Source organism: Saccharomonospora azurea NA-128 (assembly GCF_000231055.2).
Lineage (GTDB): Bacteria > Actinomycetota > Actinomycetes > Mycobacteriales > Pseudonocardiaceae > Saccharomonospora > Saccharomonospora azurea.
Genome location: NZ_CM001466.1, coordinates 4,720,566 through 4,747,261 on the forward strand (window position 1 = coordinate 4,720,566; position 26,696 = coordinate 4,747,261).

General features: G+C 70.3%; 29 protein-coding genes, 4 tRNA genes and 1 pseudogene. 25 read left to right on the forward strand and 9 right to left on the reverse strand.

Features of this window, described 5'->3' with window-relative positions; genetic code table 11:
* The first annotated feature begins 1 nt into the window (after window position 1).
* From SACAZDRAFT_RS21730 to der, 6 genes are all read left to right on the forward strand, one after another.
* On the forward strand, window positions 2–574 hold the full coding sequence (locus SACAZDRAFT_RS21730; protein WP_005445265.1) for a Na+/H+ antiporter subunit E: 573 nt from the start codon (window positions 2–4) through the stop codon (window positions 572–574).
* A gap of 46 nt (window positions 575–620) precedes the next feature.
* Complete coding sequence (locus SACAZDRAFT_RS21735; RefSeq protein WP_005445266.1) at window positions 621–887, forward strand: monovalent cation/H+ antiporter complex subunit F; 267 nt, start codon at window positions 621–623, stop codon at window positions 885–887.
* A complete protein-coding gene (gene mnhG, locus SACAZDRAFT_RS21740) occupies window positions 887–1,255 on the forward strand; it encodes a monovalent cation/H(+) antiporter subunit G (protein WP_005445268.1) in 369 nt (122 codons plus the stop codon). The genes SACAZDRAFT_RS21735 and mnhG overlap by 1 nt, the downstream gene beginning before the upstream one ends.
* A 137-nt stretch (window positions 1,256–1,392) precedes the next feature.
* Window positions 1,393–2,097 carry a (d)CMP kinase gene (cmk, locus tag SACAZDRAFT_RS21745; protein ID WP_040927854.1) on the forward strand — a complete coding sequence of 235 codons (705 nt, stop codon included), beginning with the start codon at window positions 1,393–1,395 and terminating at the stop codon, window positions 2,095–2,097.
* On the forward strand, window positions 2,094–2,768 hold the full coding sequence (locus tag SACAZDRAFT_RS21750; RefSeq protein ID WP_037294503.1) for a lysophospholipid acyltransferase family protein: 675 nt from the start codon (window positions 2,094–2,096) through the stop codon (window positions 2,766–2,768). Before cmk ends, SACAZDRAFT_RS21750 begins: the two co-directional genes overlap by 4 nt.
* A 51-nt stretch (window positions 2,769–2,819) precedes the next feature.
* Entirely contained in the window at window positions 2,820–4,235 is a 1,416-nt protein-coding gene (gene der, locus SACAZDRAFT_RS21755) for a ribosome biogenesis GTPase Der (protein WP_005445274.1), read from the forward strand.
* Window positions 4,236–4,321: 86 nt separating this feature from the next.
* On the opposite strand, the pseudogene SACAZDRAFT_RS21760 reads toward der, so the two are convergent.
* Window positions 4,322–5,652 (reverse strand): annotated as a pseudogene (locus SACAZDRAFT_RS21760) (ROK family protein).
* 125 nt (window positions 5,653–5,777) lie between these two features.
* Between SACAZDRAFT_RS21760 and SACAZDRAFT_RS21765 the strand changes: the two are divergent.
* Window positions 5,778–6,701 (forward strand): proteasome assembly chaperone family protein, encoded by a 924-nt coding sequence (locus SACAZDRAFT_RS21765; protein ID WP_005445277.1) that lies wholly within the window; start codon window positions 5,778–5,780, stop codon window positions 6,699–6,701.
* A 29-nt stretch (window positions 6,702–6,730) separates the two neighbouring features.
* Here SACAZDRAFT_RS21765 and SACAZDRAFT_RS21770 read toward each other — a convergent pair whose 3' ends face one another.
* The 5 genes from SACAZDRAFT_RS21770 to SACAZDRAFT_RS21790 form a co-directional block, all read right to left on the reverse strand.
* Window positions 6,731–7,390 carry a LysE family translocator gene (locus SACAZDRAFT_RS21770; protein ID WP_005445278.1) on the reverse strand — a complete coding sequence of 220 codons (660 nt, stop codon included), beginning with the start codon at window positions 7,388–7,390 and terminating at the stop codon, window positions 6,731–6,733.
* Window positions 7,391–7,518: 128 nt separating this feature from the next.
* Window positions 7,519–7,593, reverse strand: a tRNA-Val gene (locus SACAZDRAFT_RS21775).
* 1 nt (window position 7,594) lies between these two features.
* A tRNA-Cys gene (locus tag SACAZDRAFT_RS21780) sits at window positions 7,595–7,666 on the reverse strand.
* Window positions 7,667–7,721: 55 nt separating this feature from the next.
* Window positions 7,722–7,794, reverse strand: a tRNA-Gly gene (locus SACAZDRAFT_RS21785).
* A gap of 127 nt (window positions 7,795–7,921) precedes the next feature.
* Entirely contained in the window at window positions 7,922–8,347 is a 426-nt protein-coding gene (locus SACAZDRAFT_RS21790) for an SsgA family sporulation/cell division regulator (protein WP_005445280.1), read from the reverse strand.
* A 333-nt stretch (window positions 8,348–8,680) separates the two neighbouring features.
* Between SACAZDRAFT_RS21790 and SACAZDRAFT_RS21795 the strand changes: the two genes are divergently transcribed.
* From SACAZDRAFT_RS21795 to SACAZDRAFT_RS21805, 3 genes are all read left to right on the forward strand, one after another.
* Window positions 8,681–8,755: transfer RNA gene (locus SACAZDRAFT_RS21795), tRNA-Val, on the forward strand.
* Window positions 8,756–9,299: 544 nt separating this feature from the next.
* Window positions 9,300–11,378 carry a threonine--tRNA ligase gene (gene thrS, locus SACAZDRAFT_RS21800; RefSeq protein WP_005445281.1) on the forward strand — a complete coding sequence of 693 codons (2,079 nt, stop codon included), beginning with the start codon at window positions 9,300–9,302 and terminating at the stop codon, window positions 11,376–11,378.
* Window positions 11,368–11,934 carry an HIT family protein gene (locus SACAZDRAFT_RS21805; protein WP_005445282.1) on the forward strand — a complete coding sequence of 189 codons (567 nt, stop codon included), beginning with the start codon at window positions 11,368–11,370 and terminating at the stop codon, window positions 11,932–11,934. Before thrS ends, SACAZDRAFT_RS21805 begins: the two co-directional genes overlap by 11 nt.
* 19 nt (window positions 11,935–11,953) lie before the next feature.
* Here SACAZDRAFT_RS21805 and SACAZDRAFT_RS21810 read toward each other — a convergent pair whose 3' ends face one another.
* Window positions 11,954–12,502 (reverse strand): YceI family protein, encoded by a 549-nt coding sequence (locus SACAZDRAFT_RS21810; protein WP_005445288.1) that lies wholly within the window; start codon window positions 12,500–12,502, stop codon window positions 11,954–11,956.
* A gap of 96 nt (window positions 12,503–12,598) precedes the next feature.
* On the opposite strand from SACAZDRAFT_RS21810, the gene SACAZDRAFT_RS21815 reads away from it, so the two are divergent.
* From SACAZDRAFT_RS21815 to SACAZDRAFT_RS21835, 5 genes are all read left to right on the forward strand, one after another.
* Window positions 12,599–13,111 (forward strand): MarR family winged helix-turn-helix transcriptional regulator, encoded by a 513-nt coding sequence (locus SACAZDRAFT_RS21815; RefSeq protein ID WP_005445289.1) that lies wholly within the window; start codon window positions 12,599–12,601, stop codon window positions 13,109–13,111.
* Window positions 13,112–13,221: 110 nt separating this feature from the next.
* Entirely contained in the window at window positions 13,222–13,836 is a 615-nt protein-coding gene (gene pgsA / locus SACAZDRAFT_RS21820) for a phosphatidylinositol phosphate synthase (protein WP_005445291.1), read from the forward strand.
* Window positions 13,833–14,798: a phosphatidylinositol mannoside acyltransferase gene (locus tag SACAZDRAFT_RS21825; protein ID WP_040927855.1), complete on the forward strand. Its 966-nt coding sequence runs from the start codon at window positions 13,833–13,835 to the stop codon at window positions 14,796–14,798. The genes pgsA and SACAZDRAFT_RS21825 overlap by 4 nt, the downstream gene beginning before the upstream one ends.
* Window positions 14,795–15,940 (forward strand): glycosyltransferase family 4 protein, encoded by a 1,146-nt coding sequence (locus SACAZDRAFT_RS21830; RefSeq protein WP_005445295.1) that lies wholly within the window; start codon window positions 14,795–14,797, stop codon window positions 15,938–15,940. Before SACAZDRAFT_RS21825 ends, SACAZDRAFT_RS21830 begins: the two co-directional genes overlap by 4 nt.
* A complete protein-coding gene (locus SACAZDRAFT_RS21835) occupies window positions 15,937–16,446 on the forward strand; it encodes a LemA family protein (protein ID WP_005445297.1) in 510 nt (169 codons plus the stop codon). Before SACAZDRAFT_RS21830 ends, SACAZDRAFT_RS21835 begins: the two co-directional genes overlap by 4 nt.
* A gap of 256 nt (window positions 16,447–16,702) precedes the next feature.
* On the opposite strand, the gene SACAZDRAFT_RS21840 is transcribed toward SACAZDRAFT_RS21835, so the two are convergent.
* Window positions 16,703–18,835, reverse strand: coding sequence for an elongation factor G-like protein EF-G2 (locus tag SACAZDRAFT_RS21840; RefSeq protein ID WP_005445298.1), 2,133 nt, complete (start codon window positions 18,833–18,835; stop codon window positions 16,703–16,705).
* 198 nt (window positions 18,836–19,033) lie between these two features.
* On the opposite strand from SACAZDRAFT_RS21840, the gene pdxS reads away from it, so the two are divergent.
* Window positions 19,034–19,948, forward strand: coding sequence for a pyridoxal 5'-phosphate synthase lyase subunit PdxS (pdxS, locus tag SACAZDRAFT_RS21845; protein WP_005445300.1), 915 nt, complete (start codon window positions 19,034–19,036; stop codon window positions 19,946–19,948).
* 10 nt (window positions 19,949–19,958) lie between these two features.
* On the opposite strand, the gene SACAZDRAFT_RS21850 is transcribed toward pdxS, so the two are convergent.
* Window positions 19,959–20,528: a helix-turn-helix domain-containing protein gene (locus tag SACAZDRAFT_RS21850; protein WP_037296183.1), complete on the reverse strand. Its 570-nt coding sequence runs from the start codon at window positions 20,526–20,528 to the stop codon at window positions 19,959–19,961.
* A 69-nt stretch (window positions 20,529–20,597) separates the two neighbouring features.
* On the opposite strand from SACAZDRAFT_RS21850, the gene SACAZDRAFT_RS21855 reads away from it, so the two are divergent.
* The 9 genes from SACAZDRAFT_RS21855 to yajC all read left to right on the forward strand — a co-directional run bounded on the left by SACAZDRAFT_RS21855 (window position 20,598) and on the right by yajC (window position 26,691).
* On the forward strand, window positions 20,598–21,347 hold the full coding sequence (locus SACAZDRAFT_RS21855) for an AzlC family ABC transporter permease (protein WP_005445307.1): 750 nt from the start codon (window positions 20,598–20,600) through the stop codon (window positions 21,345–21,347).
* Window positions 21,341–21,664, forward strand: coding sequence for an AzlD domain-containing protein (locus SACAZDRAFT_RS21860; RefSeq protein WP_005445308.1), 324 nt, complete (start codon window positions 21,341–21,343; stop codon window positions 21,662–21,664). The genes SACAZDRAFT_RS21855 and SACAZDRAFT_RS21860 overlap by 7 nt, the downstream gene beginning before the upstream one ends.
* Before the next feature lie 40 nt (window positions 21,665–21,704).
* Window positions 21,705–22,346, forward strand: coding sequence for a pyridoxal 5'-phosphate synthase glutaminase subunit PdxT (gene pdxT / locus SACAZDRAFT_RS21865; protein WP_005445309.1), 642 nt, complete (start codon window positions 21,705–21,707; stop codon window positions 22,344–22,346).
* Between the two features lie 24 nt (window positions 22,347–22,370).
* A complete protein-coding gene (locus tag SACAZDRAFT_RS21870; RefSeq protein ID WP_005445310.1) occupies window positions 22,371–23,120 on the forward strand; it encodes a YebC/PmpR family DNA-binding transcriptional regulator in 750 nt (249 codons plus the stop codon).
* Between the two features lie 65 nt (window positions 23,121–23,185).
* Window positions 23,186–23,752 (forward strand): DUF4262 domain-containing protein, encoded by a 567-nt coding sequence (locus tag SACAZDRAFT_RS21875; protein ID WP_005445311.1) that lies wholly within the window; start codon window positions 23,186–23,188, stop codon window positions 23,750–23,752.
* 144 nt (window positions 23,753–23,896) lie between these two features.
* Window positions 23,897–24,484 carry a crossover junction endodeoxyribonuclease RuvC gene (gene ruvC / locus SACAZDRAFT_RS21880; RefSeq protein ID WP_005445312.1) on the forward strand — a complete coding sequence of 196 codons (588 nt, stop codon included), beginning with the start codon at window positions 23,897–23,899 and terminating at the stop codon, window positions 24,482–24,484.
* Window positions 24,481–25,080 carry a Holliday junction branch migration protein RuvA gene (ruvA, locus tag SACAZDRAFT_RS21885; RefSeq protein WP_005445313.1) on the forward strand — a complete coding sequence of 200 codons (600 nt, stop codon included), beginning with the start codon at window positions 24,481–24,483 and terminating at the stop codon, window positions 25,078–25,080. The genes ruvC and ruvA overlap by 4 nt, the downstream gene beginning before the upstream one ends.
* A 10-nt stretch (window positions 25,081–25,090) precedes the next feature.
* Window positions 25,091–26,170: a Holliday junction branch migration DNA helicase RuvB gene (gene ruvB / locus SACAZDRAFT_RS21890; protein ID WP_005445314.1), complete on the forward strand. Its 1,080-nt coding sequence runs from the start codon at window positions 25,091–25,093 to the stop codon at window positions 26,168–26,170.
* A 128-nt stretch (window positions 26,171–26,298) separates the two neighbouring features.
* Entirely contained in the window at window positions 26,299–26,691 is a 393-nt protein-coding gene (yajC, locus tag SACAZDRAFT_RS21895; RefSeq protein WP_005445315.1) for a preprotein translocase subunit YajC, read from the forward strand.
* The last annotated feature ends 5 nt before the right edge of the window (window positions 26,692–26,696 follow it).

The following is a 26,696-nucleotide window of genomic DNA, read 5'->3' on the forward strand; positions in this document are numbered from 1 at the left end:
CATGCGCGGTGGAATGCGCCGGTTCTCCCCACTGATCGCCCCGTGGCTGTTCCTGGTGTGGCTGATGCTGTGGCGCTCGGTCGAGCCGCTCGTGCTCGTTTCCGGCGTGGTCGTGTCGGCCGCGGTGCTGTTGATGTTCCCGTTCAGCCCCGTGCGGTCCCCGCTGCTGTTGCGTCCTCACCGGCTGATCGCCCTCACCCTGTTCCTGCTGTGGGACCTGGTGAGTTCCGGCGTGCGCGTCGGGTGGGACGCCGCCTTCTTCGGGCCGCGCGCGAAGGCCGTGCTGGTCGAGGTCCCGATCCTGGTGGACCGCGACTTCCTGGTGGCCTCGTCGGCCAACCTCGTGTCGCTGGCGCCCGGCACGTTCGTCTTGCACATCGACCGGCCCCAGCGCTGCTACTACGTGTACTCGCTGGGCGGGCACCCACCGGATGTGGACTCCGTCGTGCGGGGCTCGATCAAGATGCAGCTCAGGGTCGTCAAGGCGTTCGGCACCGCCGAGGAAATCAGATCCGTCGTCGAGCGAGTTCAGCAGCTCGGCGAGGCGCCGAGCCGGGCGGGGGACGGCACATGAGCCGCACCGCCACCCGCCGACCCGTGCCGACCTGTGAGGGATTGTCGTGACCGCCGTCTACATCGCCACCCTGGCCATCCTGGCGCTCGCCGGGCTGCTCACGCTCGTCCGCCTGGTGCGTGGGCCGTGGATCCTCGACCGGACCATGGCCCTCGACGTGCTCGTGGTCGTCATCGTCGCGGGATTCGCCGTGAACATGGCGATGACGGACTCCGTGCTGACCGTGCCGATCCTGGTGTGTACGGCGCTGCTCGGCTTCGTCGGCTCCCTCAGCGTCGTGCGCCTCACCGAGGGCCGGAAGGAGCACCGCTGATGGTCCTCGACATCGTGTCCAGCGTGTTGCTGCTCGGCGGAGCCCTCTTCTGCGCCGTGGGGGCGTTCGGGCTGCTGCGCTTTCCCGATCTGATCAGCCGTTTGCAGGCGGCGACGAAACCCCAGACGATCGGGCTCATCATGGTGCTCGGCGGCGCGGCGCTCCAGCTGAATGTCGTCGATGCCCTCGGCTTCCTGCTCGTGGCGCTGATCCAGGTGATCACCGCGCCGGTGTTGTCGCAGCTCGTCGGCAGGGCCGGGTACCGGATCGGGGCCATCGACAGGACCTCGCTGGTGGAGGATCACCTGGGCGAGCGGCTGCGGCGCGACGGCCTTGCCCCGCCGAAGGGCCGTCCCGGGGACCGGTGAGCCGGGTCTCAGGAGACCACCGGGCACAATAAGAGCCGCACGTACGACCCGCGCCGGCGAGGCGGGGTCGGCGGACGAACCGAGAACGGTCCTGGAAACGGCAAGGAGTTGACCCGGTGGCTCGAGCCCTGTGTGGCGTGGTGGCGTTGGACGGCCCGTCGGGAACCGGAAAGACGACGGCGGCGCGGAGGCTGGCCACCGAGTTGAACGCCGGGTACCTGGACACCGGCGCCATGTATCGCGTGGCCACGTTGGCCGTCCTGCGGGCGGGCCTCGACCCGACCGACCCGAGCGCGGTCGCGGCCGCGGTGCGGCGCACGCGAGTCGAGGTCGCCACGGACCCGGCCGCGCCGACGGCGCTGCTGAACGGCGAGGACGTGGGTGCGGCGATCCGCACGGAGGAGGTCAACCGGGCGGTCTCGCCGGTGTCGGCCGTCCCCGAGGTCAGGGAGCTGCTCGTCGCCGAACAGCGCCGGGTGATCCGCGAGGCCCTCGCGGTCCGGGGCGGCATCGTGGTGGACGGCCGGGACATCGGCACGGTGGTCACGCCGGACGCCCCGCTGAAGGTCTTCCTCACGGCGTCGTCCGACGTGCGGGCACGGCGACGGAGCGCGCAGGACTCGGCGGAGGGCCGGGCGGCGACGTTCGAGGACGTGAAGGCGTCGGTCGAACGCCGGGACCAGCTGGACTCGACCCGGGCGGTCTCACCGCTGCGCGCCGCCGAGGACGCGGTGCTGCTCGACACCTCCGAGCTGACGATCGACGAGGTGACCGCGAAGCTTTCCGAGCTGGCCGACGGGCGGGGGCTGCTCGGCGGCGAGGTCGCGGGAATGTGCCGGTGACTCCGGTGTCACGGCAGGTCGGGCAGGGCCTGCCTCCCGGTGCGGTACCGTGGCTGCACGATCTGGGCAGGTTCATCGGCCGCTGGCTCTACCGGCCCGCCTACCGGGTGCGGGTACGGGGCGTGGAGCGGGTGCCGCGTACCGGTCCCGTCGTGCTCGTGGCCAACCACAGCACGATGATCGAGCCGCAGCTGATCTTCGGAATGTTGCCGAGGCGTTCGGTGTTCCTCGTCAAGGACGAGATGTTCGTCGGCGTCGCGGGCTGGGGCCTGCGACGCATCGGTCAGGTGCCGGTGCGCCGTGGCACACCCGACCGCACCGCGCTGGCGACCCTCACGGAGGTGCTCGCCGACGGGGGCCTGGTCGGTGTGTTCCCGGAGGGCACTCGCGGCGCGGGCGACGTCGACCAGGCGCAACAGGGCGCCGCGTGGCTGGTGCGCAAGGCAGGCGCCGTGGTGCTTCCGGTCGCGGTGCGCGGAACGCTGCGGCCTCCGGGCTCACGCCGACGCCTGCGTCCGGTGGTCGACGTGGTGGTCGGGGAGCCGTTCACCCTGGACGTCGGGAAGGGTCGGGCCGGGCTCTCGCAGGCCACCGAGCAGCTCCGGGACACGCTCGCCGCACTCGTGCGTGCCGTCGACGACGAGCGCGCACGACGTGACCGCGACATCTGACGACCTGGGGGAGTGCCCCCGGCAGGACAGGCAGACAGAGGAAAGAGACGTATGACCGAACTGGACGGAACCTGGTCCGACGAGGCGGAGTTCCTCCGGCTCGACGCTGCCGCCGCCGAGGGATCGCAGGCGGAGGACGGCGAGCCTCCCCAGCCCGTGGTGGCCGTCGTCGGGAGGCCCAACGTCGGCAAGTCCACGCTCGTCAACCGCATCCTGGGTCGCCGGGAGGCGGTCGTGCAGGACACGCCCGGCGTGACGCGCGACCGCATCGCCTACGACGCCACCTGGCGAGGCCGCCGGTTCACCCTCGTGGACACCGGCGGTTGGGAACCCAACGCCTCCGGCTTGCAGGCCTCGGTGGCGGCGCAGGCCGAGCTGGCGATGGCCACGGCCGACGTCGTGTTGCTCGTGGTGGACGCCACCGTGGGGGCGACGTCGGCGGACGAGGCGGTGGCGAAGGTGCTGCGCCGGTCGAAGCGCCCGGTGGTCCTGGCGGCGAACAAGGTGGACGACGAGCGGCTGGTGGCCGAGACGGCGTCGCTGTGGTCCCTGGGGCTGGGCGAGCCGCAGCCGGTGAGTGCCCTGCACGGGCGGAGCTCCGGCGACCTGCTCGACGTTCTCGTGGACGCGCTGCCCGAGGCGCCCCGGGAGACCGACGCGGTCGCGGGCGGGCCCCGGCGCGTGGCGCTGGTCGGCAAGCCCAACGTCGGGAAGTCGAGCCTGCTCAACAAGCTGACCGGCGAGGAGCGCGCCGTGGTGGACTCCGTGGCGGGCACCACGGTCGACCCGGTGGACTCGCTGGTCGAGCTCGACGGCGAGCCGTGGCGTTTCGTCGACACCGCGGGCCTGCGCAAGCGGGTCCAGACCGCGAGCGGTGCCGAGTACTACGCCTCGCTGCGGACCAAGAGCGCCATCGACTCGGCCGAGGTCGCCATCGTGCTCCTCGACGCGAGCGAGCCGCTGTCGGAGCAGGATCTGCGCATCGTGACCACCGTCGTCGACGCGGGCCGTGCGCTGGTGCTGGCCTTCAACAAGTGGGACCTCGTGGACGAGGAGCGCCGGCGCCAGCTCGACCGGGAGATCGATCGCGGACTGGTGCGGGTGCCGTGGGCGGAGCGGGTGAACGTGTCCGCGCTCACCGGCCGCGCGGTGCGCAAGCTCGCCCCCGCGCTGCGGACCGCGTTGACGTCGTGGGACCAGCGGGTGCCCACCGGGCAGCTCAACAGCTGGTTGTCCGATCTGATCGCCGCGACGCCGCCCCCGGTGCGGGGCGGTAAGCAGCCGAAGGTGCTGTTCGCCACGCAGGCCGGTGTGCGGCCGCCGACGCTGGTGCTGTTCACGACCGGCTTCCTGGAGGCGGGCTACCGGCGGTTCGTCGAGCGCAAGTTCCGCGAGCGGTTCGGTTTCACGGGCACGCCCGTGCGCATCAACGTCCGCGTGCGGGAGAAGAAGCCCAGAAAGAAGTGACCCGGAGGTGGCCACCGTCGTGCGGTGGCCGCCGTCGCGGTGTCCGTCGCGGTGTCCATCGCGGTGTCCACTGTCGAGCCGGAACGTCAGAGCACGGCAGTGCGCAGCGGCACGTCGACCAGTGCGGGTCGGCCCGCAGGGCTGCCGTCGTCCACCCACCGGGCGAGCCGTTCCGGCGTGAACAGCTCGTCGATGGCCATGAACGCGGCGCCGACGAGACCGGCGCGGTCACTGAGGGCGGAGCGCGTGATGCGAAGTTCGCGCGTCGCGAGTGGCAGCGAGCGCCGGTAGACGGTCTGCGGACGGCCGCCAGCAGCAGATCGCCCGCCCCCGACACGCCACCACCGATGATCACCAGGGCGGGGTTGAAGAAGCTCACGAGCGTCGCGAGCAGGGTGCCCACGAGCCGGCCCGCGCGGGTCAGCAACTCGACCGACGTACGGTCGCCGCTCTGTGCCGCGCGGGAGACGTCGGCGGCCGTCACCGTGCCCGTGGTGGCGAGCACGTCGGCGAGGAACCGGCTGCGCCCCTCCTTGGCGGCGACCAGTCCGTCCCTGGCCAGCGCCGCACCACCCGCGTACGCCTCCAGGCAGCCCGTGTTGCCGCACCGGCACACCACGTCGTCCTCCTCGGACGTGGCCGCGTGCCCGATGTCGCCCGCGCAACCCTGGCTGCCGCGGTGCAACGTGCCGTTGGAGATCAGCCCCGCGCCGATACCGGTGCCGATCTTGACGTACAGGATGTCGCGCTGCCCGCGTGCCGAGCCCGCGCGGAGCTCACCGAGGGCCATGGTGTTGACCTCGTTGTCCACCCACACCGGAGTGTCGTAGCGGCGGGCGAAGCGATCACGCACGGGGTAGCCGTCCCACCCCGGCATGATCGGGGGCGCGCTGGGCCGTCCGGTGGCGAACTCCACGGGCCCCGGCAGTCCGACGCCCACACCCCACACGGGAAGCTCCGGCGAGCCGAGCTCGGCACGGACGCGGGGCAGCAGGTCGTCGAACACCTCCTCGACCCGCGAGAGCACGGTCTCCGGTCCCGCGGCGATGTCGGCCGTCTCGGTGTGTTCGGCCAGCACGACTCCGGCGAGGTCGGTGACGCCCACGCTGATGCTCGTGGCCCCGAGCTCCGCGGCGAGGATCACACCCGCCCTCGCGCGGAACCTCAGCTCGCGCGGCGCACGGCCACCGCTGGACGGGCCGAGCGCACCCTCCTCCAGCAGCCCGGAGGCTGTGAGTTGAGTCACGCGCTGCGTCACGACCGTGCGGCCGAGGCCTGCATGTCTGCCGATCTCCGGCCGGGTCCTCGCGATACCCGACCGCACCAGGTCGAGCACCGTGGACAGGCTGTCGGCGTGCTCGCCGACGGGAGTCGTCGTGGTCGTCTGGTCGGAATGGAACGCCTGCACCTCTCCCATCTTTCCATCACGCCTCCACCGCGCGTTGCCTCCAGTCGGCCGGCTTCCGTGGTGTGGTGGGATTGAACGGGCGCCAGTAGGCGTTATGCCTGTGAGGCAGAAGTGGTGAGGTCAGGAGGTTGACGGTGGATCGCAATCCGGAGCAGCTGTACGACCTGGATTCCGGCGTGTCGGTTCCGGAGGAGGCGGTGCTGCTCTACCACTTCGACGGGTTCGTCGACGCGGGATCGGCGGGAAGGATTCTCGTCGACCACCTGCGCTCGGAGTTCGACGGGCCTGTGGTGGCGCGGTTCGACGTCGATCGTCTGCTCGACTACCGGTCGCGGCGGCCCACGATGACGTTCGCGGCGGACCACTGGGCCGGCTACGAGGACCCCGAGCTGGTGGTGCGCCTGCTGCACGACGTCGAGGGGACGCCGGTGCTGCTGTTCACCGGGCCCGAACCCGACGTGCAGTGGGAGACGTTCATCGCGGCGGTGCGGGAGCTCATCCAGCGCTGGCGGGTCCGGCTGTCGGTCACCGCGCACGGCATCCCGATGGGCGTCCCGCACACCAGACCGTTGGGACTGACGGCGCACGCGACGCGCCCGGAGCTCGTGCGCAGCTACCGGTCCGCGTTCACCCACGTGCAGGTTCCGGGCAGCGCGGGTGCCCTGCTGCAGTACCGCTTGGGACAGGCCGGGCACGACGCCCTGGGCTTCGCCGCGCACGTCCCGCACTACCTCGCGCAGTCGCGGTACCCGGCTGCGGCATTGCGCCTGTTCGACGCCGTGACCGAGGCGACCGGGCTGCACGTCCCGCTGGCCGACCTGCGTGAGGCCGCGCACGCCGCGAACCTGGAGATCGACCGGCAGGTGGAGGACAGCACCGAGGTCGCCGAGGTCGTCACGGCGTTGGAGCGGCAGTACGACGCCTTCACCGAGGCGAGCCCCGAGAGCAACCTGCTGGCGGACACCGACGAGATGCCGAGCGGCGACGAGTTGGCGGCGGATTTCGAGCGCTTCCTCGCCGAACAGCAGCAGGGACGTTCGGAACCGGGGGAGGGCTGACCCGGCGGCGGTGACCGTGCGCAGCGTCGTCAGCGAAACAGCGGTGCCGCCAGCCAGGCCGCCACTCCGACGAGGACGGCGGCGAAGCCGTAGTCGATCCAGCGCTTCGACCGCTCACTGCGAAACAGAGCGGTGAGTGCCCGGCCGCCGAGTGCCCAGGCGACGAAGGCGACGAGGTTGTTCAGTGTGAACACGATCGTGATCACCAGCACCGCGACGACGCCGCCGCCGTCGGGCGGCCTGAGGAACTGGGTGAACATCACCGCGATGATGTAGTAGGCCTTGGGGTTCAGCAGGAGGACGATCGCGCCGGACCGGAAGCCGATTCGCTGGTCCTGCCTCGTCGCGGCCGTCGTCCTGGAGCCGCCCTTCGTGCGAGCTGAACGGACGATCGTCACCGCAAGCCACAGCACGTAGAGGCTCCCGACTGCGCTGAGCACCGTCGCGAGCAACGGATGTTCGAGGACGGTGACGCCCATTCCGAGCCCGATGGACGCGGCCACGACGAAGGTCGCGACGTGGTAACCGGCGAGGGCCGGCAGGGCGGCGCGCAGCCCCCGCGCCGCACCGAGCGCCGCGAAGAACGCGTTTCCCGGGCCCGGACTGTAGGCGAGCGGGAACAGGAAGACCAGGAGTGCGACGAGCGTGGCCGCGCTCGTCGCGGGCGTCAGGACGGTCGAGAAGATCACAGACCGAGTCTCGGAAGCCGTGGCCGCCCGTGCTGGCGGAGATCGGCCATGGTGATCCACGGCGCGGCAACCGAGTTGGGCAACGAAAAAGGCCCCCCATCCCGAGTGTTCTGGAAAGGGGGCCTTGGTGGTGCGCGATACTGGGATCGAACCAGTGACCTCTACCGTGTCAAGGTAGCGCTCTCCCGCTGAGCTAATCGCGCGAGGCGGAGACGGGAATCGAACCCGTGTACAGGGCTTTGCAGGCCCTTGCCTGAACCACTCGGCCACTCCGCCGTTGGTGTGGATCAAGCGCGAGCTCGATCCAACTGCGGAATGCCCGCCGCAGTCGAGCGGACGACGGGATTCGAACCCGCGACCCTCACCTTGGCAAGGTGATGCGCTACCAGCTGCGCTACGTCCGCAATTTGCGACTCCGTGTCGCTCGGCCTTCCGGTCGGTGACCCGTCGTCGTCGTGTGGAAAGAACTGTATCGGATGGCCGAAACGCCCTTCACGCGGGGGGTGGTCATGCTTCGGTGCACGTCCATGATCAGCCCAAATCGTGCGGGATGAGCCGCGTGAGCGCGTCGTCGACGTCGACCCACAGGTGCTCGTTGCCCGGCAGGACCACGTCGTAGGTCTGGTCGAGGAAGTCGGCCAGCTCCTGAGCCGACGCCTCGAACATCGCGTGACCCGACGGGGAGTTCAGCTCCACGAAGACCGAGTCGGGGTCCTCGATCGACGGCTTGAGGCGCACGTCGCCGTCGCCTGCTTCACCGAGCAGTCCGTCGGCCAGGAGGTCGCGGGCGAAGACCCACTCGACCCAGCCGGCCCGGCCGGTGCGGAACGCGGCCACGACCGCGTACGGGTCACGGGTGTCGTACCGCAGTTCGACCTTCACCGGGACCGGAGGCGTGCGCGGTGCCAGAAGGTCGAAGACCGCCGTGGACCGGAGCGTGACGTGTTCGTTTCGCATGGTCGTTACCCTTCTGCTCCCTTCCGGCCGGTTCGGCCGTGTCCTATGGGTGAGACGCGCAGGGGCGTCGGTTCGCTCTCTACGAACCTGAACATCACCCGAACGTGTTCTCCGTGGTGGGGCCCCGGTACATCCTGCTCACATCAACGAGCAGAAGGACAGGTAAGTCGCGCGAATGTTGCAGCAGTCGCGACCTCCGGTTCGGATCCGCCCCGCGGGGCGAATGGCACCGACTCCGTGTGTCACCAGCCGAAATCCCGCCGCCACTCACGAAAGGGGACCCCACTGACGGGGCTCGATCAGCCTCCGCTACAGTGGTTTCCACAACGCAAGGGGCGATTAGCTCAGCGGGAGAGCGCTTCGTTCACACCGAAGAGGTCACTGGTTCGATCCCAGTATCGCCCACCACGAATATTGAGTTGTTTTTCCTGAAGGACCCGGCCAACCGCCGGGTCTTTCTCATGTTCCCGTCGCCATTGGTTCCAACCGGCCACGATGGGGCGCGGACCCCGTCCCGGGTGAACGGTTCGGGCACTGTCTGCGGCTGACCTCGCGACTCTGGTCGGCCAGTCGTCCACGACCGGGCGGCGTGGACTTCCGAGACCCACCTGTTACGGTGGGTGCCCGATCACTCACGGCGACAAACGATGTTGCGTGATTGATTCCCTGCCGCGACAAATCTGTGTCGGGGTGTCGCGGGGTGTGGCCGCCGCCGGGGGCCGCTGGTCACACGGGTCGGGAACCTTCGTTCTCCAGCTCTCCCCAAGGTAGCGACGGTTCGCGTCGTTGTGACCTCCCTGTAACCATGCCCACCTTGTGTCCGGCATCACGGTTTGTTCGCCGGTCGTTGTGGTGTCCTGGGGAGCTGTCCTCGTGACCCGGAGCCGGGTCGAGGAGCGCGGCGACTAGCATCGTGCCTGCACGTCAAACCACGTCCGCAAGGGAGTTCCCCGTGTCGCAGTCGTCGTCCGCCGCAGTCTCGTCCGCCTCGCGCGTGGTGGTGCGAGCAGGCACTACGGCGGGTGCCGCGGTGCGCGAGGCGGGTCACCCGAGCAAGGGTCCGCAGGCCGTCGTGGTCGTGCGGGATCCCGAGGGGACGCTTCGCGACCTCGCGTGGGTTCCGGAGACCGACGTCGAGGTGGAGCCGGTCGCCGCCGACACCGAGGACGGTCGCAGTGTGATCCGGCACTCGGCGGCACACGTTCTCGCTCAGGCGGTGCAGCAGCAGTTCCCCGAGGCGAAGCTCGGCATCGGACCGCCGATCAAGGACGGCTTCTACTACGACTTCGCGGTCGACCGCCCGTTCACCCCGGAGGACCTCCAGGCGCTCGAGAAGCGCATGAAGCAGATCATCAAGAGCGCCCAGCAGTTCTCGCGCCGGGTCGTCGAGTCGGTCGAGGCGGCCAGGGCCGAACTCGCCGACGAGCCCTTCAAGCTCGAACTGGTGGATCTGAAGTCCAGCGACGGTGCGGACGCCGTCGATACCTCCGAGGTCATGGAGGTCGGTGCGGGCGAGCTGACCATCTACGACAACCTCGACCCGCGCACCAAGGAACGCGTGTGGGGCGACCTGTGCCGCGGGCCTCACGTGCCGACGACGAAGTACATCCCCGCGTTCAAGCTCACCCGGGTGGCCGCCGCGTACTGGCGTGGTGACGAGAAGAACCCCCAGCTGCAGCGCATCTACGGCACGGCGTGGGAGTCGTCGGAGGCGCAGGACGCCTACCTGGAGATGCTGGCGGAGGCCGAGCGCCGTGATCACCGCAAGCTCGGCGCGGAGCTCGACCTGTTCTCCTTCCCCGAGGAGATCGGTTCGGGCCTGCCCGTGTTCCACCCCAAGGGCGGCGTGATCCGCCGGGAGATGGAGGACTATTCCCGGCGTCGGCACGAGGAGGCGGGCTACGAGTTCGTCAACACGCCGCACATCACCAAGGGGCAGTTGTTCGAGACTTCCGGTCACCTGCACTGGTACCGCGAGGGCATGTACCCGGGCATGCACCTCGACGCCGAGTACGACGACGACGGCACCGTGCGCAAGCCCGGCCAGGAGTACTTCCTGAAGCCGATGAACTGCCCGATGCACAACCTCATCTACCGCTCGCGTGGGCGCAGCTACCGGGAGCTGCCGCTGCGGCTGTTCGAGTTCGGCACGGTGTACCGCTACGAGAAGTCGGGCGTCGTGCACGGCCTCACCCGGGCGCGGGGCTTCACCCAGGACGACGCGCACATCTACTGCACCGTCGACCAGATGCACGACGAGATCAAGTCGTTGCTGCAGTTCGTGCTCGACCTGCTGCGCGACTACGGTCTCGACGACTTCTACCTCGAACTGTCCACGCGCGACCCGGAGAAGTCGATCGGCAGCGACGAGGACTGGGAGCGGGCCACCAACGCGCTGCGGGAGGCGGCCGAGTCGAGTGGTCTGGAGCTGGTGCTCGACCCCGGTGGTGCCGCGTTCTACGCGCCGAAGATCAGCGTGCAGGTCAAGGACGCCATCGGGCGGAGCTGGCAGATGTCGACCATCCAGGTCGATCTGATGGAGCCGGAGCTCTTCGACCTGGAGTACCAGGCGGCCGACGGGTCGCGGCAGCAGCCGGTGATGATCCACCGGGCGCTGTTCGGGTCGATGGAGCGGTTCTTCGGTGTGTTGACCGAGCACTACGCCGGTGCGTTCCCAGCGTGGCTGGCTCCCGTGCAGGTCGTGGGCATCCCGATCGCCGACGCGCACGTCGAGCACCTGCGCGGTGTCGAGAAGGCGCTGCGCGACCGCGGAATCCGGGTCGACATCGACACCAGTGACGACCGCATGCAGAAGAAGATCCGCACGCACACCACGCAGAAGGTGCCGTTCCTGCTGCTCGCGGGCGCCAAGGACGTGGAAGCCGGAGCCGTGTCGTTCCGCTTCCGCGACGGCAGCCAGATCAACGGCGTTCCCGTGGCGAAGGCCGTGGAGGCGGTGGCCGACTGGGTTGCGCGCAGGGAGAACGCCTCGCCGACCGCGGAGGCCTTGGGAGCGTTCGTTGGCCAGTGACGACGAGTCGCGCGAGGAACCGCGCGAGGAGTTCGTGGAGCAGGACGGTGTGGGCGTCACGGACCAGCTGCAGCGGCTGTGGACCCCGCACCGTCTCGCCTACATCAAGGGCGAGAACAAGCCCGACGGCGACGGCGAGAGCGGCTGCCCGTTCTGCCGTCTCGCGGGGCTGGACGACGAGAGTGCGCTGATCGTCGCGCGCGGTGAGTCGGTGTACGCGGTGCTCAACCTGTACCCGTACAACCCGGGGCACCTCATGGTGGTGCCCTACCGGCACGTCGCCGACTACACCGACCTCACGGCCGAGGAGACCGCGGAGGTCGCCGACTTCACCAAGCACGCCATGCGGGTGATCAGATCGGTGTCGGGCGCGCACGGCTTCAACATCGGTCTGAACCAGGGCGTGGCCGCCGGAGCGGGAATCGCCGCCCACTTGCACCAGCACGTGGTGCCGAGGTGGGGCGGCGACTCCAACTTCATGCCGGTCGTCGGGCACACCAAGGTGTTGCCGCAGCTCCTCGGGGAGACCCGCACGCTGCTCGCCGACGCCTGGTGACCCGGCGGGCCCGACGGGGTCAGCCCTGCCGGACCGCTTCGATGTCGAGCTCGATGACGACCTTCTCGCTGACGACGGCCGTGGGGATGTTGGTGCCCACGCCGAAGTCGGAACGCTTGATCTCCGTGCGGGCGGAGACACCGAGGACCTTGCTGCCCTCGGTCATGCCGTCGCCGAAGCCGCCGAGCTCGGCGATCAGGGTGACGGGCCGCGTGACGCCACGCAGGGTCAGCTCGCCGTCGATCAGGTAGTCCTCGCCATCGACGCGCACGCCCGTGGAGCGAAAGCTCAGTGTGGGGTGGTTCTCGGCGTCGAGGAAGTCGGCGCTGCGCACGTGTTCGTCACGCTGCTGGTTCGTGGTGTCGATGCTCGCGGCCTGCATGGTCGCGGTCACCGACGAGTCGGCGACGTCGTCCGCCGTGACGATCTCGCCGGCCAGGTCGGTGAACCGGCCGCGGACCCGCGTCACGCCGAGGTGGCGTACGACGAAGCTGACGTTGGAGTGCACCGGGTCGATGGACCAGGTGCCGGTGAGATAGCCGGGGATCTCGGTCGTGCTGGTGGTCATGGGGTTTCCCCTCTGTGATCGATCTTGCAGGCGCACTCTAACGCACGAATAGTTGAGAGCTCAACCAGTCTGGGGGAGGTGGCTAGACTGGGGGCCATGTCGACACCCCGATGGCTCACGGAGGAGCAGCAACGCGTGTGGCGCGAATTCTCGGCCGCCGTCGACATGGTCCGTGGGCACATCGAGAACCAGCTGCAGCGCGACGCGGGGATGCCCACGACCTACTACGCGGTCCTCGTCGCGCTGTCCGAGGCGCCCGGCCGGGTGCTGCGGATGAGTGATCTCGCGCGGGCCACCCGCTCGTCCCGGAGCAGGCTCTCGCACGCCGTCGCTCGCATGGAGGCCAGCGGATGGATCCGCAGGGAGGCCTGCCCCACCGACAAGCGAGGTGCGTTGGCCCACCTCACCGACGCCGGGTTGGCGGCCATCCGAGACGCCGCTCCCGGGCACGTCGACGCCGTGCGCGAGGCCTTGTTCGACGCCCTCACCCCGGAACAGGTGCGCGAGTTGGGTGCGATCAGCGTCGCCATCCGCACCCGGTTGGAACCGGAGTGCGACCGCGTCGCGGAGGCGAGCACCGACGGCGGCGAGACCGTCGAACCGAGGTGAGCGAACGGACGCGGGACACACCCGAAGGGGCACGGAACGCCGACATCGCGACGGCTCGATAGGGTTTGCTTGCCGAGTCGACCCCTACTCGCCAGCAAACCTAGGATCAGATGCTCAACATCTTCGCGCGCGCGTCCGTGTCTCGTGTCACCGACCCGATCGGTGCCGCCCTGGTGCGCGCCGGGCTCACCCCGAACGCGATGACGCTCATCGGTACCGCGGGCGCCATCGCCGGGGCACTGATCTTCTTCCCGACCGGGATGCTGCTCGCGGGCACCTTCGTGGTGTGGGGCTTCGTCATGCTCGATCTCCTCGACGGAGCGATGGCGCGCGCGAAGGGCAGTACGCCCTTCGGGGCGGTGCTCGACGCGACCTGTGACCGGCTGGTCGACGGCGCGCTGTTCGCCGCCATCGCCTGGTGGGGGTTCGCCGTGGCCGACAACCCGCGCGTGGCGGCGGCCGCGCTCGTGTGTCTGGTGCTCGCGCAGGTCATCTCGTACGTCAAGGCCCGCGCCGAGGCGTCCGGTTTCGGTGACGCCGCCAACGGCGGACTCGTCGAACGTGCCGAGCGGTTGATCATCGCGTTGGTCGGAACGGGACTGCAGGGACTGGGACTGCCGTACACCGTCGAGGTGTCGCAGTGGCTGCTCGCCGCGCTGTCGGTGATCACCCTGGTCCAGCGGATCGGGGCGGTGGCCACGGCGGCCGGAAAGGCGCGACAGTGAGCAGGCAGCGACTCGTGGACTGGGGCTACGCGGCTGGCTGGCGGCTCGTGCCGAAGCTGCCGGACGCGTTCGTCACCACCGCCTTCGCCGTCGGGGCCGACATCGCCGCGAAGCGCAACCGCGGCGGCGTCGCCCGGCTGCGCCGCAACCTCGCCAGGGTGGTGCCGCAGGCGGGCCCCGTCGAGCTGGAGGACCTGACCCGACGAGCCATGCGGTCCTACGCCCGGTACTGGCAGGAGGCGTTCTGCCTGCCGTCGATGAGCGCCGACGACGTGCGCGAGCGGGTCGACTTCACCGGCATCGAGTACCTCGACGCGGCCCTGGAGGAGGGCAACGGCGCGGTGATCGCGCTGCCGCACACCGGCAACTGGGACGTCGCCGGGGTCTGGCTGGTCGCGCACTCCGGCAGCTTCACCACGGTGGCGGAGCGGCTGCGGCCCGAATCGCTGTACGAAAGGTTCGTCGCCTACCGCGAGTCGCTCGGGTTCGAGGTCATCCCCGCCGACGGCAGTGTGTCCTTCCGGACCCTGCTGCGCCGGTTGCGGGAGAACAAGGTGGTGTGCCTGGTCGGCGACCGCGACATCAACGGCTCGGGTGTGCCCGTGACGTTCTTCGGCGAGAAGGCGACCTTCCCAATGGGGCCGGCGCGCTTGGCTCTCAGCACCGGCGCGGCGCTGCTGCCCGCCGGGTGCTGGTTCACCGAACGGGGCTGGGCCGTGCGGGTGCACCCCCGGATCAGGGTCAGCAGCCGGGAGGAGGTGCCCGCCGCCACCCAGGCCATCGCCGACGTCTTCGCGGGCGACATCGCCGCGCACCCCACGGACTGGCACATGTTGCAGCCGTTCTGGCTGGCCGACCGTGCTGCCGCCGAGGACGGGACGGCCGCCGCCGACGGGGCGGAGCGGAGCGCGACGTCCGCCGGTGGCTCCGAGGTCGGAGCCGACGAACGGAGTGCGTCATGAGGATCGGGATCGTGTGCCCGTACTCGTTCGACGTGCCCGGGGGAGTGCAGGGACACGTCGTGGACCTCGCCAAGGCGCTGCGTTCACTCGGCCACACCGTCTCGGTGCTGGCGCCCGGTGACGACGGCGCCGCGCATCTTCCCGACTTCGTGCAGCCCGCCGGGCGTTCCCTCGGCATCCCCTACAACGGCTCGGTGGCGAGGCTGCAGTTCGGGCCGGTGTCCTACGCGCGGGTACGGCGTTGGCTCCGCGACAACGAGTTCGACGTCCTGCACCTGCACGAGCCGACGGCGCCGAGCCTGTCGCTGCTCGCGCTCATGGTGGCCGAGGGACCCATCGTCGCGACGTTCCACACCTCCACGCCGCGGTCGCGCACGCTGGCGGCGTTCGAACCGGTGCTGCGCCCGCTACTGGAGAAGGTGACCGCACGGATCGCCGTGTCCGCGCTCGCGCGGCGCGTCCAGGTCGAACACCTCGGCGGGGACGCCGTGGAGATCCCCAACGGCGTCGACACGTCGTTCTTCTCCGGCGCCGAGCCGCTGGAGGGCTACCCCCGCGACGGGGGCACGATCGGATTCGTCGGCCGCTACACCGAACCCCGCAAGGGGATGGGCGTGCTCCTCGACGCGCTGCGTGTCCTCGCGCCGGAGCTGCCGGCGCTGCGGCTGCTCGTCGTCGGCCGCGGCGAGGCGGAGACGCTCCACCGCGAAGCGGGCCCCGAACTCGCGTCCCGGCTCGATCTGCTCGGCCAGGTGGACGACGAGACCAAGGCGCGGGCTCTGCGCAGCGTGGACGTCTACTGCGCGCCGAACACCGGCGGCGAGAGCTTCGGCATGATCCTCACCGAGGCCATGGCGGCGGGCACTCCCGTCGTGGCCAGTGCGCTCGACTCCTTCCGCCGCGTGCTCGATGACGGCAAGGCGGGCGTGCTGGTGCCCACCGGCGACTCCGACGCGCTCGCGGACGTGCTGCGCGGGCTTCTCGCCGACCCGGTGCGGCGTGCCAGGCTCTCCGACGCGGCGACGGAACACGTCGCGCGCTACGACTGGGGCACCGTCGTGCGACAGGTTGTCCGGGTCTACGAGACGGCGATCGCGGCCGATCCGCGCAAGGTCGGCGCCGAGACCGGCGTCCTGCGATGACCACACTGCTCGTGCTGGCGCTCGTCGCCGCACTGGTGATGGCGGGCGCGCTGTGGTTGGTCGCGACGGCCAACCGCCTCGACCGCCTGCACGTGCGGATGGACGCGGGCTGGGCCGCGCTCGACGCCGCGCTCGCGCGCCGAGCGGTGGTGGCGAGGGCGGTGACGGCGAGCGCACTGCGAGGCGACGACGCCGCGGCGTTGCGGGCCGCGGCGGACACGGCCGAGTCCGCCGCCCGGCCGGAGCGTGAGGCCGCGGAGAACGAGCTGACCCGCCGGCTCGCCGACGTCGACCGGAGCGTGTTGCCGGCCGCGCTCACCGACGAGTTGAACGACGCCGAGGAGCGCGTGGTCATCGCCCGGCGGGTCTACAACGACGCGGTGCGCGACGCCCTGGCGTTGCGGCGGCGTCGCCGCGTGCGGTACTTCCGCCTGGCGGGAACGGCCCCCACCCCGGAGTACTTCGAGATCGCCGAGCCAGATCTGGCGAACCCGCCGACCTCCTGACCCCCACTGCCCGCCCCCCGACATCGTGTCCGCGCTTCCCGTACGCGTGTCCGCACTTCCGGTACGCGTGTCCGCGTTTCCCGCACGGGTGTCGCCGGTGTCTGCGACGCCGGGACGTCTCCGACGACACGACGTGCGTACGCGAACTGCCAACACGTGAACGCAGGCCGCGGACACGCGTACGCGAGGTGCGGACACGCGTGCGCAGGTCGCGGACACGATGTCGGGGTTCCCAGGTGGGGGTGGGGCAGGCCGGTCAGGCCTTGGCGTGCTCCCGCGCCGCCGACTTCTGCGGGGCCGGCTCGTAGCGCGCGTGGCGGCGGGTGAAGCTCGCCCGGCCCGAGGTGAGGGACCGCAGGTCCACCGCGTATCGGACGAGCTCCTCCGCCGGCACCTCGGCGCGGATGAGGGTCGATCCGCCCTCCAGGGACTCGGTGCCGAGTACCCGTCCTCGCCGCGACGACAGATCGCCCAGCACGGTGCCCAGGTAGGAGTCGGGGAGTCGGACGACGACCTCGTCGAGCGGTTCGAGCGCCACGAGCCCGGCCTTGGCGGCGGCGTCCTTCACGGCGAGGGCGCCGGCGGTCTGGAACGCCGCGTCGGAGGAGTCGACGCTGTGCGCCTTGCCGTCGAACAGGGTCACCCGCACGTCGACGACGGGATCGTCGCTGCCGATGCCGTTGCGCAGTTGCGCGCGCACGCCCTTCTCCACGCTGGGGATGAACTGGTGCGGCACGACACCGCCGACGATGCGGTCGACGAACTCCACTCCGGCGCCGCGTTCGACGGGTTCGACCGTGACGTCGCAGACCGCGTACTGCCCGTGCCCTCCGGACTGCTTGACGTGCCGCCCGTGCCCGTCGGCTCGGGTGCGGAACGTCGTCTTCCGGCTGGTCCGGACGGGTTCGGTGGTCACGTCGGCGCCGCCGGAGCGCAGCATCGACAGCACGACGTCGGCGTGGGCCTCGCCCATGCACCACAGCACGAGCTGGCGCGTTTCCGGGTTGCGTTCCAGCCGTAGCGTCGGGTCGCCCGCGACGAGCCGGGACAGGTTGCGGGCGAGCACGTCCTCGTCACTGCGGTTGCCTGCCACGACGGCGACGGGCAGCAGCGGCTCCGGCATCGCCCACGGTGTCATGAGCAGTGGGTCGCCGGGCTCGGACACGGTGTCGCCGGTCTCGGCGGACGTGAGCTTGGTCAGCGCGCAGAGGTCGCCGGCGACGCAGTGGGGCACCTCGCGGAGAGCGGCGCCGAGGGGCGAGTACAGGTGGGCGACGCGTTCGTCGGCGTCGTGGTCGTCGTGGCCTCGGTCGGTGAGGCCATGGCCGCTGATGTGCACGGTGCGTTCGGGGCGCAGTGTCCCCGAGAACACGCGCACCAGCGACACGCGGCCGACGTAGGAGTCGACGGCCGTGTGCACGACCTCGGCGGCGAGGGGCCCGTCGGGATCGGACGACAACCGGGGGTGGGGGATGCCGTCGGGTGTGGTGGCGACGGGCGGTGCGTGTTCCAGCGGCGACGGGAAGGCGCGGGCGATGCCGTCGAGGATCTCCGCCGTGCCTACTCCGGTCTCCGCGCAGGCCGGGATGACCGGATGGAACGAGCCTCGGGCCACCGCTTTCTCGAGGTCGGTGACGAGGGTGTCCTCGGAGATCGGTTCGCCCGCGAGGTAACGCTCCATCAGCGACTCGTCCTCGCTCTCCGCGATGATCCCCTCGATCAGTGCGTCGCGTGCGGCGGTCAGTCGCTCGGCGTCGTCGGAGCCGACGTCGCCGATCCGCGGGGGAGAGCCGTGGGAGTAGTCGTAGCGCCGCCCGGTCACGAGCCCGACCAGCGCGGGCTCACCGTCGCCGGTCGGGAGGTAGAGCGGCGAGACTCCGGCCCCGAAGGCCTCCTGGCAGGCCGTGATCGTCGCGTCGACGTCCGCGCGCGCGTGGTCGAGGCGCGAGACGACGACGGCGCGGGGGAGTTCCACGGCGGCGCACTCCTCCCACAGGGACACGGTCGCGGGATCGACTCCGTGGCCTGCGCTGACCACGAACAACGCGGCGTCGGCGGCGCGCAGTCCCGCGCGGACCTCCCCGACGAAGTCGGCGTAGCCGGGGGTGTCGATGAAGTTGATCTTGACGTTGCCGTGGACGACGGGGGCGACGGCGAGCCCGACGGAACGTTGCTGGCGGATGGCGGCCTGGTCGTGGTCGCACACCGTGGTGCCCTCGACGACGGATCCGGCTCGGTTGATGGCGTTCGCCGCGACGAGCAGGGCCTCGGTGAGGGTGGTCTTCCCGGATCCGGAGGGACCCACGAGTGCGACGTTGCGTACCTTGCCGGGGTCGTCCACGGCGAACCCGGCCGCCGAGCCGCTGGTCTTGACGGTCTTCTCGGCCATGACGGCCTCCTGCGACGCTGGCGGATGTGTGCTTTCGAGGACACACCCGATCGGCACGCGTGGCAAGGCGGGCGGTGAGTGGGGGGCCATCGAGGTGAAGTGGCCTTCTGGAATCGGCCGCGAATGGACGCCTTCGGCAGTCCACGTCCGACCTACGCTGGGACCGTCAGCTCAGCAAACAGTGTGGAAGGAACTGCTGTGTCGAACGAGCGCTCCAGTGGCTCTGCCGAGGTTCGGACCGGTACCGCGCGGGTCAAGCGGGGCATGGCGGACATGCTGAAGGGCGGTGTGATCATGGACGTGGTCACGCCCGAGCAGGCCCGGATCGCCGAGGACGCCGGCGCAGTGGCCGTCATGGCCCTCGAACGCGTTCCCGCCGACATCCGTGCGCAGGGCGGTGTGGCGCGCATGAGCGACCCTGACCTGATCGACGGCATCATCTCCGCGGTGTCGATCCCGGTGATGGCGAAGGCGCGGATCGGACACTTCGTCGAGGCGCAGGTGCTGCAGTCGCTCGGCGTGGACTACGTCGACGAGTCCGAGGTGCTCACCCCCGCCGACGAGGCCAACCACATCGACAAGTGGGCGTTCACGGTGCCGTTCGTGTGTGGCGCGACGAACCTGGGCGAGGCGTTGCGGCGGATCAACGAGGGCGCCGCGATGATCCGCTCCAAGGGCGAGGCGGGCACCGGCGACGTGTCCAACGCGACCACGCACATGCGGCGCATCCGTTCGGAGATCCGTGCGCTCGCGGCCCTGCCCGAGGACGAGCTGTACGTGGCGGCGAAGGAGTTGCAGGCCCCGTACGAGTTGGTGCGGGAGGTCGCCGACACCGGCAGGCTGCCCGTGGTGCTGTTCACGGCGGGTGGCATCGCCACCCCCGCCGACGCGGCGATGATGATGCAGCTCGGCGCCGAGGGCGTCTTCGTCGGTTCCGGCATCTTCAAGTCCGGTGACCCGGCCAAGCGGGCCGAGGCCATCGTGAAGGCCACCGCGTTCCACGACGACCCGGACGTCCTGGCCAAGGTGTCGCGGGGCCTCGGTGAGGCCATGGTGGGCATCAACGTCGACGAGCTGCCCGCACCTCACCGGCTCTCCGAGCGCGGGTGGTGACGCGGCCGGATCACGCCTGTTCGGAGATCAGCACGGCCATCGTGTGCGGTTCCAGCGCCCGGAAGACGTGCGGCACGTCGCCGGGGTAGGCGATGTAGTCGCCCGGACCGAGCTCCACGGGGTCGTCGAGGAGTCCCACGAGTGCGCGCCCGCTGCTCAGCACGACGTGTTCGACGATGCCGGGCATGTGCGGCGCGGACTCCCGGGGGCGGTCGGGCTCGGCCTGGACGAGGTAGACGTCGCGGCGGGTGTGGGGTGGCGAGGGGGACAGCAGCGTGGCGACGTAGTCGGCGCGCTCGGCGGAGAACCGTGGTCCCTCTCCCGCCCGCACGACCTGCACCTTCGGCTTGACGGGTTCGACGAGCTGGGCGAAGGAGACGCCGAGGGCCGTGCTGATCGCCCACATCGTCTCGACGCTCGGGTTGCCGGTGCCGGATTCGAGCTGTGACAGGGTCGACTTCGCCACACCGGCGCGGCGGGCGAGTTCGGTGAGCGACAACCCCGCCTTCAGCCGTTCGCGCTGCAGCGACGCCGCGATGGCCGCGAGTGGGGCGCCGCCGTTGTCCCTGGTCTCCGTCATGTTGTTCGCTCCACAAGTCCGCTTGTTCGGCTTGACGAACACGGTCATCCATGTTCAGTCTAGAAGGTGATGCGTTCGATATGGCGAACTTTGGATCGAGACCTCGCGCGGGACATCGCGCTGGTGTGTCTCGCGGACGGCCTCGTGGGGCTGTCGTTCGGGGCGATCACGGTCGGCTCGGGCCTTCCGGTGTGGTTGCCCATGCTGCTGTCGGTGGCCGTCTTCGCGGGCGCCGCCCAGTTCATGTTCGTCGGGCTGGTGGCCTCGGGCGGTAATCCCGTGGCGGCCGTCGTCGCCGGCCTGCTCATCAACGCACGGCACGTGCCGTTCGGCTTCGCCGTCGCCGACGCCCTCGGGTCGTCCTGGGCGAAGCGACTGCTCGGTACGCACCTCATGATCGACGAGACGGTCGCCTTCGCGCTGGCCCAGCGCGAGCGCGAACGTCGCAAGGCGGCGTACTGGGCCTGCGGCATCGGGCTGTTCGTGATGTGGAACGTCGGTGTCGTGGTCGGGGCGCTCGTCGGCACGGTCGTGGGCGACACCGGCGCGCTCGGGCTCGACGCCGCGTTCCCGGCGGTGCTGCTCGCGCTGGTGCTGCCTGCTCTGCGGGACGCGGACACCCGTCGGGCGGTGCTGGTGGGCGTGGCCGTCGCTCTGGCCTCCTCCCCGTTCGTCCCGGCCGGGCTGCCGGTTCTCTTCGGGCTCGTGGGCGTGGTCGTGGCATGGCGCCGAGGCCAGTCCGGGGATCCGCAGGAGGCGGAGCCGTCCGAGGCGGCGCAGTCGGTCCGAGCCGACAGTGGGAGGGAGGACGCATGCTGACCGCCACCACGCTCATCGCCTGCACGGCCGTGCTCGCCGTGGGCACGTTCGCGTTCCGGGTCGCGGGTCCGCTGCTGAAGACGCGCGTGACACTGTCACCGCAGGTCGAGAAGCTGTTCGCCGTGGCGGCCGTGGTCCTGCTCGCCTCGCTCGTGGCGACGTCGTCGCTGCTGGAGGGAGCGGAGTTCGCCGGCTGGGCGCGGCCCGCGGGAGTCGCCGTGGGTGGTGTCCTCGCGTGGAAGAAGGCGCCGTTCGTGGTCGTCGTCCTGGCCGCCGGGGCGACGGCGGCGGGTCTGCGGCTGCTCGGTGTGCCCTGATCCACCTTCACGCCCGCGCGCCCACTAGGCTTGACCAGCAATGATCGCGGGAAAGGTGACGTACGTGCCGCAGCGACCCGTCGTCGGTGTCCTCGCTCTGCAGGGTGATGTGCGCGAGCACGCCGCTCTGCTCGAGCGCGCCGGTGCGCGGGCTCTCGCGGTGCGCCGGGTGTCCGAACTCGCCGAGGTCGACGGCCTCGTGCTGCCCGGCGGCGAGTCCACCACGATGTCCCGCCTTCTCGACTCGTTCGCACTGCTCGAGCCGTTGCGGCACCGCATCCGCGACGGCTTGCCGGTGTTCGGGTCCTGTGCCGGAATGGTGCTGCTGGCTCGTCAGGTACTCGACGGCAGGCCCGACCAGCGGCAGCTCGACGCGCTCGACGTCGTGGTCCGGCGCAACGCGTTCGGACGGCAGGTCGACTCGTTCGAGACCGAACTGGAGGTCGCGGGCGTCGAGGGACGTGTCCAGGCGGTGTTCATCCGCGCGCCCTGGGTGGAGAAGGTGGGCCACGACGTGCAGGTGCTTGCCACGGTGGTCGACGACCCTCTCGCCGACCCGGCTGCGGATAGGATCGTGGCCGTTCGGCAGGGGAGGGTGTTCGCCACCGCGTTCCATCCCGAGTTGACCGGCGACGAGCGGATTCACCGTCTGTTCGTGCGCACCGTTTCTGAGGTCGCGTAGACGCGATAGGAAGTTGGAGGAGAGATGGCCGGCCACTCCAAGTGGGCCACCACCAAGCACAAGAAGGCCGCCCTCGACGCCAAGCGTGGCAAGCTGTTCGCGAAGCTCATCAAGAACATCGAGGTCGCCGCGCGGACTGGCGGGGGCGACCCCGAAGGCAACCCCACCCTGTACGACGCCATCCAGAAGGCGAAGAAGAACTCCGTTCCGCAGGACAACATCGAGCGTGCGCGCAAGCGCGGCGCCGGTGAGGAGGCGGGCGGTGCCGAGTGGCAGACCATCACGTACGAGGGGTACGCGCCCGGTGGGGTCGCGGTGCTCATCGAGTGCCTGACCGACAACAAGAACCGGGCGGCCTCCGAGGTCCGCACCGCGCTGAGCCGCAACGGCGGCTCGCTCGCCGACCCGGGCTCGGTGTCGTACCTGTTCAACCGCAAGGGCGTCGTCATCATGCCGAAGAACGGTTTGTCCGAGGACGACGTGCTGATGGCCGTGCTCGACGCCGGTGCCGAGGAGGTCAACGATCTCGGCGACAACTACGAGATCATCTCCGAGGCCGGCGACATGGTGGCGGTGCGGACGGCGCTGCAGGAGGCGGGTTACGACTACGAGTCCGCCGACATGAGCTTCCTGCCGACGGTCAGCGTGCCCCTCGACGCCGAGAACGCGCGGAAGGTGTTCCGCCTGATCGACGCGTTGGAGGACTGCGACGACGTGCAGAACGTCTACTCGAACTTCGACGTCAGCGACGAGGTGCTCGCCGAGGTCGGCTGAGCGATGCGGGGCACACTACCGGCGTGGCGCGTCGGTGGTGTGCCCGCGCGGCCACATACGGCACAATGTCGGCCGTGACTGCGGAGACCGCCCTCGACTACCAGAATCCTTCCGACAACAGCACCGACGGCACCGAGCTGGATTCCGACCAGGAGCTGCGGGAGTGGATCGTCGCGCAGGCCGAGCAACGCGGCAACGCGGTGGTCGCCGTCGCTCCCGACGAACACGGCGCGGGCTACGCGTTCACGGTCTGCGCGTGGGCCATGCACAGCATCCCCGAGGCGGTCGTCGTCGGGCTGCCCCAGGAGATGGCGACGGTCCTGCTGGACGCCTATGTGGACCGTGCGGCCACGGGCGAGCGGTTCGTCTGCGGCAAGCTCTACGACGACTTCTTCGACGGCGTGCCCGTGACGTTCGAGAAGGTCGCGCAGGCCCACTATCTCGAGTACTTCGGCAGCGCGTTCCTGGTGTATCCCGAGGGCGACTTCCCCGCGGTGCAGATCATCGTGCCCTCGACGGACGGCAGCTGGCCGTGGAGCGCCGACGCTCCCGAGGGGTTCGCCGAGTGGCAGCCCGTCCTGACGGCCAGCGGCGCGCCCGAGAACTGGACTCCCGGCGTCGACGGGCCCTGAGTCCACACCGGACACTCACTGTTTCTGCGCACTACTGTGAGAGGGCGTCGCCTCACAGTGGTGCCTCGGCGTGTTCGTCGCGGTGCGACGGGTGCGGGGCGGTAGCCTTCGCGTCGAACTGGTGTTCGCGGAAAGGACTGCCTCGTGCGCGTGCTGGGTGTGGACCCCGGGCTGACCCGGTGCGGCCTCGGGGTCGTCGACGGCGCGCTCGGCAGGTCCGTGTCGTGTGTGGCCGTCGGCGTGGTCCGCACACCCGTCGAAGCTCCGCTTCAGCAGCGGCTGCTGCAGGTCAGTGAGGCCGTCGACGACTGGCTCGACACCCACCGGCCGGACGTGGTGGCCGTCGAGCGGGTCTTCAGCCAGCACAACGTCCGCACCGTGATGGGAACCGCCCAGGTCAGCGGCGTGGTCGCCGTCTGCGCGGCCCGGCGCGACCTACCGGTGGCCTTCCACACGCCGAGTGAGGTCAAGGCCGCGGTCACGGGGTCCGGCCGCGCCGACAAGGCGCAGGTGACGACGATGGTGACCCGGCTGCTGCGGCTCCGGAAGGCGCCCAGCCCCGCCGACGCCGCCGACGCGCTCGCTCTGGCGATCTGTCACCTGTGGAGGGAGCCGATGCGGGCCCGGCTCGCGGAGGCCGAGGCGAAGGCCGCCGAACTGGCCCGCGCCCACAAGGCCCGGCTGGCCGCCGCGGCGAAGCGGCGTGACGACAAGACAGGATTGACATCATGATTTCGTCGGTACGCGGTGAGGTGCTGTCGGTGGCGCTCGATCACGCGGTGATCGAGGTCGGCGGTGTCGGGCTCGCCGTCCAGGCGACTCCCGGCACGCTCGGGACGTTGCGCAGGGGCACGGAGGCGCGGCTCTTCACGACTCTCGTGGTGCGGGAGGACGCGCTGACCCTCTACGGGTTCGCCGACGCGGATTCGCGCGAGCTCTTCGTGCTGCTGCAGACGGTGTCCGGAATCGGGCCCCGGTTGGCGCTCGCGGCGTTGGCCGTGCTGGAGCCCGAGAAACTGCGGCGCGCGTTGACCGACGGCAACATCACCATGCTCACCCAGGTGCCCGGCATCGGCCGGAAGGGCGCCGAGCGGTTGATCATCGAGCTGCGCGACAAGGTGGCCGCGGTCTCGGCGGTCGACGGTGAGTCGGACGGTGTGCAGCCGGCGAGCAGTACCGTGCGGGAGGACGTGGTCGACGCGCTGCTGGGGCTGGGGTTCCCGGCGAAGCAGGCCGAGAAGGCTGTCGAGCAGGTCGCGGGCGACGTGCCCGACGACACGTCGAGGATGCTGCGGGCGGCGCTGGCCGTTCTCGGCCGGAACAAGTGAGGCGGTGGGCGTGCACGACGAGACGATCGAGCAGCCCTGGGAGCCGGAGCCGGACGAGACACCGTTGTCGGCGTCGGTGCAGACGGGCGAGCGGGAGATCGACACGGCTCTGCGGCCTCGCAGGCTGGCGGAGTTCGTAGGCCAGCCACGGGTGCGGGAACAGCTCGAACTGGTGCTGGAGAGCGCGCGGAAACGGGGTGTGGCACCGGACCACGTGCTGCTCTCCGGGCCTCCCGGCCTCGGCAAGACGAGCCTCGCCATGATCATCGCGTCGGAGCTGGACGCCGCCATCCGCATCACCTCGGGTCCCGCGCTGGAGCGAGCGGGCGACCTCGCCGCGATGCTGTCCAACCTCGCCGAGGGCGACGTGCTCTTCATCGACGAGATCCACCGGATGGCCCGCCCGGCCGAGGAGATGCTCTACCTCGCGATGGAGGACTTCCGGGTCGATGTGGTGGTGGGCAAGGGGCCGGGCGCCACGAGCATCCCGCTGGAGATCCCGCCGTTCACCCTGGTCGGCGCCACGACGCGGTCGGGTGCGCTCACAGGCCCGCTGCGCGACCGGTTCGGTTTCACGGGACAGATGGAGTTCTACAGTCCCGCCGAGCTGGAGCAGGTGTTGCGGAGGTCGGCGTCGATCCTCGGCATCGACATGGACGCCGAGGGCGGGGCGGAGATCGCTCGGCGCTCGCGGGGAACACCGCGGATCGCCAACCGGCTCCTGCGCCGGGTACGCGATTACGCTGAGGTGCGTGCCGACGGCGTGGCCACCCTTCCCGTGGTGCGGGCCGCGTTGGAGGTGTACGACGTGGACGAACTCGGCCTCGACCGGCTCGACCGGGAGGTGCTGGGCGCGCTCGTGCGGTCGTTCAACGGCGGTCCGGTCGGCGTGTCCACGCTCGCGGTGGCGGTGGGTGAGGAACCCACCACAGTCGAAGAGGTGTGTGAGCCGTATCTCGTTCGTGCGGGTATGCTCGCGCGGACGCCGCGGGGGCGGGTCGCGACCGCGCAGGCGTGGGAGCACCTCGGTTTGCGGCCTCCGGAGAACACGGGAGGGCTTGACGCCACGTCACAGTCCCTGTTCGACTGAGGGGACGCCGAGGTGTGCGCCACCGGTGCGTGAAATCCCGACGGCACCTGGCACACTCGAAAACAGCACATCCGGACACAACTCGGACGTCACGCTCCACCACAGGCGGCGTCTGCGAATGGAGAACCATGGACGGCCTTATCCTGCCGCTGCTGTTGATGCTCGTTGTCGCGCTGCCGCTCATCCTGAGCACGCGCAAGCAGAAGAAGCTCATGGCCGAGCAGCAGGAGATGCAGAGCAGCCTGACCGAGGGCGACCGCGTGATGACCACGTCCGGTCTGTACGCCACGGTGGCCGACGCGAGCGACGACACCACCATCGACCTCGAGATCGCCGAGGGCGTGGTGACGACCTGGCTGCGTCAGGCGGTGCGCGAGCGCATCGTGGCGGACACCGACGAGGACATCGTGGACACCGAGACCTCGGCGGACGCGGACTCGGCACAGGAAGAGCTGGTCGGTGCCGAGAAGTCCGACGAGGGTGCGCAGGTCGCTCCTCCGATCGAGCAGAGCAAGAAGTAACGACG

Excerpts from the sequence above, each read along its gene's own strand:
- yajC (WP_005445315.1), top strand. The coding sequence starts at position 26,299 with ATGGACGGCCTTATCCTGCCGCTGCTGTTGATGCTCGTTGTCGCGCTG.
- pgsA (WP_005445291.1), top strand. The coding sequence starts at position 13,222 with ATGCTCAACATCTTCGCGCGCGCGTCCGTGTCTCGTGTCACCGACCCG.
- SACAZDRAFT_RS21830 (WP_005445295.1), top strand. The coding sequence starts at position 14,795 with ATGAGGATCGGGATCGTGTGCCCGTACTCGTTCGACGTGCCCGGGGGA.
- SACAZDRAFT_RS21730 (WP_005445265.1), top strand. The coding sequence starts at position 2 with ATGCGCGGTGGAATGCGCCGGTTCTCCCCACTGATCGCCCCGTGGCTG.
- SACAZDRAFT_RS21875 (WP_005445311.1), top strand. The coding sequence starts at position 23,186 with ATGTCGGCCGTGACTGCGGAGACCGCCCTCGACTACCAGAATCCTTCC.
- pdxT (WP_005445309.1), top strand. The coding sequence starts at position 21,705 with ATGATCGCGGGAAAGGTGACGTACGTGCCGCAGCGACCCGTCGTCGGT.
- mnhG (WP_005445268.1), top strand. The coding sequence starts at position 887 with ATGGTCCTCGACATCGTGTCCAGCGTGTTGCTGCTCGGCGGAGCCCTC.
- SACAZDRAFT_RS21855 (WP_005445307.1), top strand. The coding sequence starts at position 20,598 with ATGCGTTCGATATGGCGAACTTTGGATCGAGACCTCGCGCGGGACATC.
- SACAZDRAFT_RS21850 (WP_037296183.1), bottom strand. The coding sequence starts at position 20,528 with ATGACGGAGACCAGGGACAACGGCGGCGCCCCACTCGCGGCCATCGCG.
- SACAZDRAFT_RS21870 (WP_005445310.1), top strand. The coding sequence starts at position 22,371 with ATGGCCGGCCACTCCAAGTGGGCCACCACCAAGCACAAGAAGGCCGCC.
- SACAZDRAFT_RS21810 (WP_005445288.1), bottom strand. The coding sequence starts at position 12,502 with ATGACCACCAGCACGACCGAGATCCCCGGCTATCTCACCGGCACCTGG.
- SACAZDRAFT_RS21835 (WP_005445297.1), top strand. The coding sequence starts at position 15,937 with ATGACCACACTGCTCGTGCTGGCGCTCGTCGCCGCACTGGTGATGGCG.
- ruvA (WP_005445313.1), top strand. The coding sequence starts at position 24,481 with ATGATTTCGTCGGTACGCGGTGAGGTGCTGTCGGTGGCGCTCGATCAC.
- SACAZDRAFT_RS21840 (WP_005445298.1), bottom strand. The coding sequence starts at position 18,835 with ATGGCCGAGAAGACCGTCAAGACCAGCGGCTCGGCGGCCGGGTTCGCC.
- SACAZDRAFT_RS21790 (WP_005445280.1), bottom strand. The coding sequence starts at position 8,347 with ATGCGAAACGAACACGTCACGCTCCGGTCCACGGCGGTCTTCGACCTT.
- der (WP_005445274.1), top strand. The coding sequence starts at position 2,820 with ATGACCGAACTGGACGGAACCTGGTCCGACGAGGCGGAGTTCCTCCGG.
- SACAZDRAFT_RS21860 (WP_005445308.1), top strand. The coding sequence starts at position 21,341 with ATGCTGACCGCCACCACGCTCATCGCCTGCACGGCCGTGCTCGCCGTG.
- SACAZDRAFT_RS21815 (WP_005445289.1), top strand. The coding sequence starts at position 12,599 with ATGTCGACACCCCGATGGCTCACGGAGGAGCAGCAACGCGTGTGGCGC.